This is a genomic window from Roseixanthobacter finlandensis, from assembly GCF_043195105.2.
Taxonomy (GTDB): domain Bacteria; phylum Pseudomonadota; class Alphaproteobacteria; order Rhizobiales; family Xanthobacteraceae; genus NCEH01.
In genome coordinates this window covers 5,149,754-5,161,733 of the sequence record NZ_CM195536.1, presented here as the reverse complement: position 1 = coordinate 5,161,733, position 11,980 = coordinate 5,149,754, and the positions used below count along the sequence as shown (strand labels likewise).

12 protein-coding genes are annotated in these 11,980 nt (G+C 66.3%); 11 read left to right on the top strand and 1 reads right to left on the bottom strand.

The features are described 5' to 3' along the window. Window positions 1-30: 30 nt before the first annotated feature. Window positions 31-636 (top strand): malonic semialdehyde reductase, encoded by a 606-nt coding sequence (locus V5G24_RS23940; RefSeq protein WP_394084334.1) that lies wholly within the window; start codon window positions 31-33, stop codon window positions 634-636. 46 nt (window positions 637-682) lie between these two features. Then, window positions 683-1,225, top strand: coding sequence for a flavin reductase (locus tag V5G24_RS23935; protein WP_394084332.1), 543 nt, complete (start codon window positions 683-685; stop codon window positions 1,223-1,225). Between the two features lie 53 nt (window positions 1,226-1,278). Here the strand turns inward: V5G24_RS23935 and V5G24_RS23930 are convergent, their stop codons facing one another. Beyond that, the gene (locus V5G24_RS23930) at window positions 1,279-2,289 is read right to left on the bottom strand and encodes a 4-hydroxythreonine-4-phosphate dehydrogenase PdxA (RefSeq protein WP_394084330.1); all 1,011 of its coding nucleotides are present in this window, start codon (window positions 2,287-2,289) and stop codon (window positions 1,279-1,281) included. A gap of 166 nt (window positions 2,290-2,455) precedes the next feature. Here V5G24_RS23930 and V5G24_RS23925 point away from each other — a divergent pair, with 166 nt between their 5' ends. The 9 genes from V5G24_RS23925 to V5G24_RS23885 all read left to right on the top strand — a co-directional run bounded on the left by V5G24_RS23925 (window position 2,456) and on the right by V5G24_RS23885 (window position 11,931). After that, a complete protein-coding gene (locus V5G24_RS23925; protein ID WP_394084328.1) occupies window positions 2,456-3,979 on the top strand; it encodes an aldehyde dehydrogenase family protein in 1,524 nt (507 codons plus the stop codon). Between the two features lie 10 nt (window positions 3,980-3,989). Further along, entirely contained in the window at window positions 3,990-4,931 is a 942-nt protein-coding gene (mmsB, locus tag V5G24_RS23920) for a 3-hydroxyisobutyrate dehydrogenase (RefSeq protein WP_394084326.1), read from the top strand. A gap of 156 nt (window positions 4,932-5,087) precedes the next feature. Continuing rightward, on the top strand, window positions 5,088-5,882 hold the full coding sequence (locus tag V5G24_RS23915; protein ID WP_394084324.1) for an ABC transporter ATP-binding protein: 795 nt from the start codon (window positions 5,088-5,090) through the stop codon (window positions 5,880-5,882). Next, window positions 5,875-6,588 (top strand): ABC transporter ATP-binding protein, encoded by a 714-nt coding sequence (locus V5G24_RS23910; protein ID WP_394084322.1) that lies wholly within the window; start codon window positions 5,875-5,877, stop codon window positions 6,586-6,588. The genes V5G24_RS23915 and V5G24_RS23910 overlap by 8 nt, the downstream gene beginning before the upstream one ends. A 21-nt stretch (window positions 6,589-6,609) precedes the next feature. After that, on the top strand, window positions 6,610-7,497 hold the full coding sequence (locus V5G24_RS23905; RefSeq protein ID WP_394084528.1) for a branched-chain amino acid ABC transporter permease: 888 nt from the start codon (window positions 6,610-6,612) through the stop codon (window positions 7,495-7,497). An 8-nt stretch (window positions 7,498-7,505) separates the two neighbouring features. After that, window positions 7,506-8,549: a branched-chain amino acid ABC transporter permease gene (locus tag V5G24_RS23900; RefSeq protein WP_394084526.1), complete on the top strand. Its 1,044-nt coding sequence runs from the start codon at window positions 7,506-7,508 to the stop codon at window positions 8,547-8,549. Window positions 8,550-8,716: 167 nt separating this feature from the next. Continuing rightward, a complete protein-coding gene (locus V5G24_RS23895; RefSeq protein WP_394084320.1) occupies window positions 8,717-9,733 on the top strand; it encodes a LacI family DNA-binding transcriptional regulator in 1,017 nt (338 codons plus the stop codon). 109 nt (window positions 9,734-9,842) lie between these two features. Beyond that, on the top strand, window positions 9,843-11,057 hold the full coding sequence (locus tag V5G24_RS23890) for an ABC transporter substrate-binding protein (protein WP_394084318.1): 1,215 nt from the start codon (window positions 9,843-9,845) through the stop codon (window positions 11,055-11,057). Window positions 11,058-11,181: 124 nt separating this feature from the next. After that, window positions 11,182-11,931, top strand: a complete 750-nt coding sequence (locus V5G24_RS23885) for an SDR family NAD(P)-dependent oxidoreductase (RefSeq protein ID WP_394084316.1) — start codon at window positions 11,182-11,184, stop codon at window positions 11,929-11,931. Window positions 11,932-11,980 lie beyond the last annotated feature (49 nt).

The following is an 11,980-nucleotide window of genomic DNA, read 5'->3' as shown; positions in this document are numbered from 1 at the left end:
CGCCGCGCCCCGCACCCTGGAGAGAGGCACATGAGCGAAGCATCGCACCCCGGCGCCGTCGGCCCGGATGTTCTCGACACCTTGTTCCGCACCGCCCGGTCCCACAACAAATGGTTCGACGGCAAGATCTCGGATAAAACGCTGGTCGAGCTCTACGACCTGCTGAAGATGGGCCCCACCTCGGCCAATTGCTCGCCCGGCCGCTTCGTCTTCGTGCGCACGCTAGAGGGCAAGGAAAAGCTGCGCCCGGCCCTCTCCAAGGGCAATCTGGAGAAGACCATGGCCGCCCCGGTCACGGTGATCGTGGCGCGGGACGAAGCCTTCTACGAGCATCTGCCCAAGCTGTTTCCCCATGCGGATGCAAAATCCTGGTTCACGTCGAGCCCGGAAGCGGCGCGCGAGACCGCCTTTCTCAACGGCACCTTGCAGGGCGCCTATCTGATCCTCGCGGCGCGCGCGCTCGGGCTCGATGCCGGCCCCATGGGCGGTTTCGACAAGGCGAAGGTTGATGCGGCGTTTTTTGCGGGAACGACCTGGAAGGCGAATTTCCTGGTCAATCTCGGCCATGGCGACCCATCCGGCGTGTTCGGCCGGCTGCCGCGCTTCGATTTTTCCGAAGCGTGCGTGCTGGCATGAGCCCGGCCGCGCGTTCAACCACCCCCGCCATCCTGGAGGGACCCTCATGAACCTCAGCCAGACCCCGCCGGCGAGCACCGGCATGGCCGATGCACCGGCCGTGACCCAGCAGGACTATCGCGACGCCATGTCCCGCGTGGGCGCGGCGGTGAATGTCGTGACCACGGACGGGCCGGGCGGGAAGGCGGGCTTTACCGCATCCGCGGTGTGCAGCGTCACCGATAGCCCGCCCACCTTGCTGGTGTGCCTCAATCGCGGCTCGTCCGTCAGCCCGGCGTTCGCGGCCAATGGCGTGCTGTGCGTCAACACGCTCGCGCCGAGCCACAAGGGCCTGTCCAACCTGTTCGGCGGCAAGACGCCGATGGAGGAGCGTTTCGCCGCTGCCGAATGGGCGCCATCGGCCACCGGCGCGCCCATGCTGGCGGACGCGGTGGCCGCGTTCGATTGCCGGGTGGCCCGCACGGTCGATGTGGGCACACATTGCGTGCTGTTCTGCGAGGTGGTGGGCATCGCCGCCGGCGGGACGCCGGAGGCGCTGATCTATTTCGGCCGGCGCTATCACGCGGTGCACGACGGCACCTCGCAATGAGCGAGCGGACGGCGATGTTCCCGATTTTCTGAACCGGGAAACCGCCCGCCGATTTATGCGGGGACCTGCTCCCCGCGCCAGGCCGCGCCGACGCCCGCCAGGCGCACTACCAGATCGAAGGCATGTTGCAGCGCCGAGGGATCGGCCTTGTTCTGGCCGACGATGTCGAAGGCGGTGCCCTGCGAGGAGGTCACGATGGGCACCGGCATGCCGCCGAGCACGGTGACGTTTTCACCGAACGCGACGGTCTTCAGGGCGATCTGCCCCTGGTCGTGATACATGGTGACGATCAGGTCGGCATCGCCGCGCAAAGCACTGCGGAAGAGCGTGTCGGCGGGGAACGGACCCTCCACGTCGAGCCCATCGGCCTTCATCCGCGCCACTGCGGGGGTGAGGACCTCGATCTCCTCCAGCCCCATCGCCCCGCCTTCGCCCGCATGGGGGTTGAGCGCGGCCACGCGGATGCGCGGCGCATCGATGCCTGCGGCCCGCGCCGCGCGCACGCCGATCTGCGTCGCCTCAAGGATGCGCTCGACCGTGATCGCTCCCGCGACCTCCTTCATCGGAATGTGGGAGGTGACGCGGGTGGTCCAGAGCGGGCCGCGATTGATCAGCTCGAAACAGGTCTCGCGCCAGTTCAGCAGCTCCTGGAAATAATGCATCTCATCCAGGGCATGGTGCCCGGCAAGCTTCATCGCCTGCTTGTTGAGCGGCCCGTAGAGGATGCCGTTCACATGCCCCGCTGCCGCGGCCGCGGCCACCGCCTGGAGGCTCGCGAGCGTATGGCGCCCGGCCTGCACCGAGGCGATGCCGGGCGGAAGGCTCTCGCCCTCGGCCAGCGGCACCTCGATCAGCGTCACCAGGGCATCGGACGCGGCGCTGGCGGCGCTGTCGGCGACCGGCTCGACATCAATGCTGACGCCCGCGATCGCCTGCGCGCGCGCGAACACTCCGGGATCCGCGAACAAAGCGACGGGCACATGGCGATTGGCCGAAAGCACCTTGGCGACCACCTCCGGCCCCACGCCGGCAGGATCGCCGAGCATCATTCCAATACGAGCCATTTGCGTCTCCGATCACCTGATTGACTTCTTGTTAGCCGTCGATTAGCACTAGTGCATACGTATGCGCAAGCCGAGCAGGGACCTCGTCCCGCCGCGCCGAAGTGCAGCGGAATGGCCCGCCGGCACACTCAAAGAGCGGAGCCAGGGCGGAAACGAGAGGAAGCCAATGCTCGATATCAGCGAAGCGATATCGCCCGTCCAGCGCGCGGAAGCCGCCGCTGCGGAAGCGAAGCGTCTTTCCGGAATGGTGGTGTGCGAAGGCCGTCTCCAGGCCGCGCTCACCGACCACAAATTCGAGGTCGACAATCCCGCTACCGCCCGCATCATCGGCCACGCGCCCCGCTGCGGCGGCGCCGACGTGGACCGCGCGGTCGCCTCCGCGAGCGCCGCTTTCGCCGGCTGGCGCCACCTCACCGCCCGTGACCGCGCCGCCCTCCTGGTGAAGGCCGCCGCGCGGCTGGAGAGCGAGGCCGAAGCGATCGCCCAGCTTTCCGCATTCGAGACCGGCAACGCCCTCGCGACCCAGACTCGCGGCGAAGCCGCCACCATGGTGGATATCCTGCGTTTCTTCGCCGGCCTCGCCGGTGAGGTGAAGGGGCAGACCATCCCCTATCTCGACGGCCACCTGCTGTTCACCAAGCGCGAACCGCTTGGCGTGGTCGCCGCCATCATTCCCTGGAATGCGCCGCTGATGCAACTCGCATCCAAGATCGGCCCCGCGCTCGCGGCCGGCAATACGGTGGTGCTCAAGACCGCCGAACAGGCCCCGCTGGCCGTGCTGCGCTGCTTCGAACTGATGCAGGAAGTGCTGCCGCCGGGCGTCGCGAATTGCATCTCAGGCCTCGGCGAAGAGGCCGGGCGCCTGCTGTGCGAGCATCCCAAGGTGCGCAAGGTCACCTTCACCGGGTCGAGCGCGGTGGGCGTTAAGATCCTGCATTATGCCGCCGACAAGATCGCCCCCGTGACGGCGGAACTTGGCGGCAAGAATCCGAGCGTCTTCCTGCCCGACATGGACCCCACGGCCGCCGCCGACGGCGTGGTGCGCGGTCTGCGGCTGCAGCGCCAGGGCCAGTCCTGCACCGCCGGCACGCGCGTCTATATCCACGATTCGCTCTATGACGAGGTGGTGGAGCGGGTGCTTGCAATTATCCCCACCTTCCGCGTCGGCGACCCGCTGGACGAGCGCACGCAGGTCGGTTCCATCATCTCCAAATCCCAGCTCGACCGCGTGGAGCGCTATGTGCATATGGCGCGCCAGACCGAGGGCGCGCGCATCCTCACCGGCGGCGCGCGCCCGCAGGACCCGGCCCTGAAGGACGGCTATTTCTACCAGACCACCCTCATCGAAGGCATCCCGCATTCCTCTGAGGTGTGCCAGGACGAGATCTTCGGCCCGGTGGCCACGCTCGCACGCTGGAGCGATTTCGAAGCGGTGATCCAGGAAGCCAACGACGTCAAGTTCGGCCTCGCCGCCACGGTATGGACCAATGATCTGTCCAAGGCCTTCCAGTTTATCGAGCAGGTGGACGCCGGCTTCGTGCAGGTGAACCAATATGCGGTGGCTGAAGCGAACATCGAATACGGCGGCACCAAGATGAGCGGCCTCGGCAAGGAGCTTTCGCTCGAAAGCATGCTGCATCATTTCACCTGGTCGAAGACCGCCATCATCAATCCGAATATTTCGGCCTAGGGAGCCCGTCATGCGTGTTGCATTCATCGGCATCGGAAATATGGGGCGGCCCATGGTCCGCAACCTGATCCATGCCGGTCACACCGTCTTCGCCTACGACCTTTCGGTGTCCGCCCTCGACGAGGCGGTGCGGCTCGGCGCCCATGCGGCGGTCTCGCCCCAGGGCGCGGCCGCCGAGGCCGATGTGGTGATCTCCATGCTGCCCACCGGGCAGAATGTGCGCGACCTCTATCTCGGGTCCGACGGCCTCGTGACGAAAACCCGCGCCGGCACATTGCTGATCGATTCCAGCACCATATCGAGCACGGTATCGTCCGAGATCGCCGCCGCGGCCCGCGCCGCCGGCAAGACCATGATCGATGCCCCGGTTTCCGGCGGCACCCCGGGCGCGGAAGCCGGCACGCTCACCTTCATGGTGGGCGGCAGCCTTGAGGACCTGGAGCGGGCGCGCCCGCTGCTGGAAGCCATGGGCAAGCGCATCTTCCATGTCGGCGGCAATGGCGCCGGCCACACCGCGAAGCTGTGCAACAACATGCTCTCCGGCGTCTGCATGGCCGCCACCGCCGAGGCGCTCGCGCTCGGCGTCGCCAACGGCCTGGACCCGGCGGTGCTCTCCGAGGTGATGCGCAATTCCTCGGGCACCAATTACGCCCTGGAACGCTATCACCCCTATCCCGGCATCATGCCGAACGTGCCGTCCTCCCACGGCTACCAGGGCGGCTTCCGCTCCGAATTCCAGCTCAAGGACATGCGCTTGGCCAAGCAATTGTCGGCGGAATACAAATCCCTAAGCCCGCTCGGCGATCTCGCGTGCGACCTGTTCGCGCTGCATTGCCAGAGCGGCAACGGCCATCTCGATTATGGCAGCATCATCAAGATGATGATGAAGGTGCCCGAGGCCGCGGCGGCCGGTGCCGCGGGCGAGGACGAGACCATGAGGCGCGCCGTCTAAGACCGGACGAGGTCTCCCACCGCCATAAAACAAAAAGGCGGGGGAGGAGGAAACGCTGAACGCCAAGGACGACCTGCGCGGCGCGATGGAAGCTGGCTTCCCTTAAGGAATACAGCTTCCCGCGCCCTGCCTGCGGCCCCGTCACGCGGCCGCGGGATGGACCGCGCCCGGTCTCCGCACCACCGGAGGAGGGATATGGGCATCGCGATCGAAGCGCGCGACCTGAGCAAGCAGTTCAACGGCTTTTTCGCCGTCAAGGACGTCAGCCTTCAGGTGGCCGAAAACACCATACACGGCATCATCGGCCCCAACGGCGCCGGCAAGACCACGCTGTTCAATCTGTTGACCAGCTTCCTCAAGCCGACCCACGGCTCGATCCATTATCGCGGGCGCAACATCACCCATCTGGAGCCGGCGGCCGTATCGCGCCTCGGCTTGGTGCGCTCGTTCCAGATCTCCTCGGTCTTCGACCAGCTCTCGGCGCGGGACAATGTGCGCGTCGCGCTCCAGGGGAAGGAGGGTGGAAGCTATTGCTTCTGGCGCTCCACCGCCGCGCTCACGCGGTTCGACGACCGCGCCGACGAACTGCTTGAGATGGTCGGGCTCACCGCCTATGCGGACACCGCTTCCGGCGCGCTGGCCTATGGCCGCAAGCGGGCGCTGGAGCTTGCGACCACCCTCGCTTTGGAGCCGGAAACCCTGCTGCTGGACGAACCCATGTCCGGCCTCGGCCCGGAGGATATCGGCCCGATCACGGAGCTGATCCGCACCGTGGCCAAGGGGCGGACCGTGGTGATGGTGGAACACAATCTTCCCGTCGTCGCCACCCTCTCCGACACCATCACCGTGCTGGCGCGCGGCCAGCTTCTGGCCAGCGGCACCTATGCGGAAGTCACCGCCAATCCCGAGGTGATCACCGCCTATCTCGGGGAGGACGACGACGATGAATGAACTGAGCCCCGCCGTCCTCTGCGTGCGCGACCTGCACGGCTGGTACGGCGATTCCCATGTGCTGCATTCGGTCTCCTTCGACGTGCGCCCCGGCCAGCTGGTGACGCTGCTCGGCCGCAACGGGGCCGGCAAGAGCACAACGCTCAAGGCCATGATGGGTCTGCTCGACAAACGCCGCGGCTCGATCCTGTTTCGCGGCAAGGAGACCATCGCGGCCCAGGCCAACCAGATCGCCCGCCAGGGCCTCGCCTATTGCCCGGAGGATCGCGGCATCTTCGCGACCCTCTCGGTGGAGGAGAATTTGCGCCTTCCCCCCAAGCTGCGCGAAGGCGGCATGGGGATCGACGCCATCTACCGCCTGTTCCCGAACCTGAAGGATCGCTGCAAGAGCGGCGGCACCAAGCTTTCGGGCGGCGAGCAGCAGATGCTGGCCATCGCCCGCATCCTGCGCACCGGCGCCGATACCCTTCTGCTGGACGAGCCGACCGAGGGGCTCGCCCCGGTCATCGTCAAGCAGATCGGCGCCGTGATCCGCGAGCTGAAGACGCTCGGCTACACGATTTTGCTGGTGGAGCAGAACATCAAGTTCGCCGCCAAGGTGGCCGACCAGCACTACGTCCTGGAGAACGGCCGCGTGGTGGAACACATCCCCCACGCCGCCAAGGCCGACGAAGTGCGCGCCATCGCCAACTATTTGCACGCATAGGAGGGCCATATGCATAATATATTGGACACCCTCTACAATTTGCCGATCGACGCTTTCATGGGCCAGCTGATGCTGGGCCTGATCAACGGCGCCTTCTATGCCATGCTGAGCCTGGGCCTCGCCTTGATCTTCGGCATGCTGAACATCGTGAACTTTGTGCATGGCGCGCAATACATGCTGGGCGCCATGATGGCCTGGATCCTGCTCCAGACCCTCGGCATCAATTACTGGGCCTCGCTGCTGCTGGCTCCGCTGATCGTCGGCGCGTTCGGCCTGCTGCTGGAACGCTTCGTGCTGCGGCGGGTCTATGCGCTCGATCCCGCCTATGGCCTGCTGCTGACCTTCGGCATCGCCTTGCTGCTGGAAGGCAGCTTCCGCCAGAAGCTCGGCTCCTCGGGCCAGCCTTATGCCATTCCGGCGGAATTGCGCGGCGGGTGGGATCTCGGCTTCATGTACATGCCCACCTATCGCGCCTGGGTGCTGGTGGCCTCCATCACCATCTGCTTCGCGGTCTGGTACATGTTCGAGCGCACCCGCCTCGGCTCCTATCTGCGCGCGGCGACGGAGAAGCCCCAATTGGTGCGGGCCTTCGGCATCGACGTGTCGAAGATGATCAATCTCACCTACGGCCTCGGCGTCGCGCTCGCCGCCGTCGCCGGGGTGCTCGCCGCGCCGATCTACCAGGTGAGCCCGCTCATGGGCTCCAACATCATCATCGTGGTGTTCGCGGTGGTGGTGATCGGCGGCCTCGGCTCCATGTCGGGTGCCATCGTCTCCGGCTTCCTGGTGGGGTTCGTGGAGGGATTGACCAAGGTGTTCTATCCCGCCGCGTCCAGCACCGTCGTGTTTGTCCTCATGGCCTGCGTCCTGCTGGTGAAGCCGGCCGGCCTGTTCGGAAGGAGGGCGTGACCATGCTCATGGCAAGTCCCGCTACGAGTCCCGTCAAAACTCCTCTCGCCGCCAAGGCCACGGCCGCGCGCCGGCGCCAGATCCTCGCCTGGGGGCTCGGCATCGCGGCGCTCGCGGTGTTCCCCTTCATGGTCTACCCGCTGTTCGCCATGAAGGTGCTGTGCTTCGCGCTCTTCGCCTGCTCCTTCAACCTGCTGTTCGGCTTCGCCGGCCTGCTCTCATTCGGCCATGCCGCCTATTTCGGCATCGCCTCCTATGTGACGGCGGAATCGGCGAAATACTGGGGCCTCACACCGGAACTCTCGATCCTCGCCGGCACCGGCGTCGCGATCGTGCTGGGCGCGGCGTTCGGCTGGCTGGCGATCCGCCGGCAGGGAATCTATTTCTCCATGATCACGCTGGCGCTGGCGCAGATGGTGTTTTTCTTCTGCCTCCAGGCGGAATTCACCGGCGGCGAGGACGGCATCCAGAGCGTGCCGCGCGGCGATCTGTTCGGGCTGATCCCGCTCGGCAGCCACATGGCGATGTATTATTTCGTCATGGGCGTGTTCCTGATTGGCTTCCTGATCATCTACCGCACCATCAATTCCCCGTTCGGCCAGGTGCTGCGGGCGGTGCGGGACAATGACATCAAGGCCACCTCGCTCGGCATCAAGACGCGCCATGTGAAGCTGGCGGCCTTCGTCATCTCCGCCGGCGTCGCGGGATTGGGCGGGGCCACCAAGGCGCTGGTGTTCCAGCTCGCCTCCCTCACCGACGTGAGCTGGCAGGCCTCCGGCGAAGCGGTGCTGATGACCGTGCTCGGCGGCGCGGGAACGCTGACCGGGCCGGTGATGGGCGCGCTGATCGTCACCGGCATGCAGCAATATCTCGCCCAGTTCGGCTCCTGGGTCACGATCATCCAGGGCGCGATCTTCGTGGTCTGCGTGCTGGCCTTCCGGCGTGGGATCGTCGGCGAGTTGGACCGGCTCGCCAAGCTCCCCGCATTCTGGCGGCGGCGCCGGGCCGAACGCCGGTTCACGCCGGCGCCCCGCGCCAGCACGGATTTTTAAAATGGCGCGCGCGCGCAAATCGGGCCGCGACCGGCATCTCGCCGGCCTCGGCGCCGGCGAGGACGGTGGGCGAAGCGCTCGCCTGCGGCGCCCCGCCGTTTGGAGCGACACGACGGACCAGTCTATAACGTGGCCGCGCGCAAGCGCCGGGCCAGTGCGGAGGACGGATGAGCAAGATTACCTCGCGCGACGTGGCGCGCGCCGCGGGCGTCTCGCAGTCCACGGTCTCGCGCGCGCTGGCCGGCGACGAACGCATCTCCAGCGAGACGCGCGAGCGCATCCTCTCGACCGCGCAGAGCATCGGCTATACGCCCAACGAGCTGGCGCGCAGCCTGCTGAGCAACAAGTCCAACATCGTCGGCCTGGTGATGGGCGACCTGCTCAACCCGTTCTATCCGACGGTGCTGAACGGCTTCGTCGCGGCGTTACAGAAGCGCGGCAAGCGGGTGCTGCTTTTCACCGTTCCGCCGGGCGGGGAAGTGGACGACGTGCTGCCGTTTCTCCTGCAATATCAGGTGGAAGGGGTCATCATCACGTCGTCGGCCCTGTCCAGCAAGATGGCCAATGCGTGCGAGCGCAACAAGACGCCGGTCGTGCTGTTCAACCGCGCCACCTACAAGGAGGCGGTCTGCTCGGTGTGCTGCGCCAATGTGCAAGCCTCCTTCGACCTGACGGAACGCCTGATCGAGGCGGAGCACGACCGCTTCGCCATCATCGGCGGACGGGCCGACACCTCGACCCATATCGAGCGCAAGCAGGGGCTGGAGGAGGCGCTGGCGCGCCACGGGCTCGCGCTGGTGGGCGACGAAATGGGCGACAACACCTATGAGGGCGGCTTTGCCGCCGCCCTGCGGCTGCTGCGCTTCCGCAGGCGGCCCAATGCCATCGTGTGCGTGAGCGACGTGATGGCCATGGGCGCGCTGGATGCGGCGCGGTTCGAACTGGGCCTGCGCGTGCCGCAGGACCTCTCCATCGTCGGCTTCGACGATATCCCCTCGGCCTCCTGGCCGAGCTACCAGCTCACCACGGTCCGCCAGCCGATCGACGCCATGATCGAACGGTCCCTGGCGCTGCTGTTCGACCCGGAGCGCAAGACCAAGCGCAAGGCCATCACCGAGCGGCTTCCGGGCGAACTGATCGTGCGCTCATCGGCGCTCATCGCCGCGAAACATCCGGCGGAATAACCCCGCGCGCGCCGGGACAACGCCCATTGACACGCGCGTGCGCCTGTGAATGCATACGTATGCACAGGCGCTAGACCTGAAAAACAAAACGTAAGGGGAGATGCCCAAAATGAAGAAACTGTTCTCGCTTCCCGCGCTCGCGATGGCCCTCGTGGCCACCCTGCCGCTCGGCACGGCCCACGCCGCAGACGGCGTGAAGATCGGCGTGCTCACCGACATGTCCGGCCTGTTCTCGGATATTTCCGGCCAGGGCTCGGTCACCGCCGTGCAGATGGCCATCGACGATTTCGGCGGCAAGGTGCTCGGCCAACCCATCGGCCTCGTCTATGCCGACACCCAGAACAAGGCCGACATCGGCGCCGGCATCGCCCGGCAATGGTACGAGACCGACAACGTCGACATGATCACCGATATCTCCAACTCGGCGGTCGCGCTCGCGGTGGTGGATATTGCCGCCTCGCTCAAGAAGATCGCCATCGTCGTCGGCGCCGCCACCTCGCGCATTTCCAACGATAAATGCACGCCCTATTCCATCCATTACGCTTTCGACACCATCTCCTGGGCCAATGTTACCGGCAAGGCGATCCTGAAGGATGGCGGCGACAGCTGGTTCTTCCTCACCACCGACTATGCCTTCGGCCTGGCACTGGAGAAGGACACCGCGCAGATCGTCAAGGATGCCGGCGGCAAGGTGGTCGGCTCGGTGAAGACGCCGCTCAACACGCCGGACTTCTCCGCCTTCCTGCTCAGCGCCAAATCCTCCGGCGCCAAGGTGATCGCGCTCGCAAACTCCGGCGGCGACACCATCAATGCGGTGAAGCAGGCCGAGGAATTCAAGATCACCAAGGACGGCAAGCAGCGCCTCGCCGTGCTCGGCGGCTATATCACAGACATGCATTCCATCGGCCTGAAGACCGCCCAGGGCCTGCTTTACACGGAAGGCTTCTACTGGGACCTCAATGACGAGACCCGCGCCTGGTCGAAGCGCTTCTTCGAGAAGATCGGCCGCATGCCCACCGTCACCCAGGCGGCGGATTATTCCTCGGTGCTGCATTATCTCAAGGCGGTCGCCGCCGTCGGCTCCAAGGACAGCGACAAGGTGATGGCCGAGATGCGCAAGACCCCGGTCAACGACATGTTCGCCAAGAACGGCATCATCCGCGCCGACGGCCGCATGATTCACGATATGTACCTGCTCCAGGTGAAGAAGCCGGAAGAATCCAAGTATCCGTGGGACGACATGATCGTCAAAGCCGTAGTTCCCGGCGACGAGGCGTTCCAATCGATGGAAAAGGGCTCCTGCCCGCTGGTCAAGCGCGGCTGACGCCGCAAACCGATGCCTCGGCTGCCGCCCGATCCGTGCCGGTCTTCGGCCTGACGCAGAAGACCGGCGCGCGGCGCGGGCGGCAGGCGGGGCATCGGCCGCGAAACATTTCGAGGACATCATCATGTTGCTGGAAGGAAAAGTGGTCGTCGTCACCGGCGCGGCCACCCCGCGCGGGATCGGCTTCGCCACCGCGACCCGCTTTGCCCGCGAAGGCGCCCGCATCGCCATCCTCGACCTGGACGGCAAGGCCGCCGGCGATGCCGCGGCACGCCTTGGCACCGCGCACGCCGGGCTGGCCTGCAACGTCACCGACCCCGCGCAGTGCGCGCATGCCATCGAGGCCGTGCTCGCCCATTTCGGCGCGCTCGACATCGTGGTGAACAATGCCGGCGTCAGCCAGCCCACCCGCCTGATGGACGTGGACCGCGCCAATTACGACCTGGTGATGGATGCGAGCCTGCGCGGCACCTTCAACATGAGCCAGGCCATCGTGCCGCATTTCCGCGTCCAACACGCCGGCGTCATTGTGTGCATCGGCTCGCTTGCGGCATTGCGGGGCGGCGGCGTGTTCGGCGGTCCCCATTATGCCGCCGCGAAGGGGGGCGTGCACAGCCTCGCCAAATCCATGGCGCGCGAACTGGCCGCCGACGGCATCCGCGTCAATGCGATCGCGCCCGGCCTGGTCGATACCGACATCTTCCAGGGCCAGCTGACGCCGGAGCGGCGCCGCGCAGTGGAAGAGGCGGTGCCCATGGGCCGGCTCGCTCGCGCGGAAGAAATCGCCGATGCCTGCCTGTTCCTCGCGAGCGACCTTTCCAGCTACGTCACCGGCGCCGTGCTTGACGTGAACGGCGGGCTGCACATGCATTGAGGCCGGCGACGCCGCCTCGCGCGGCCGAGGCCGCCGGACCATTGCGTCC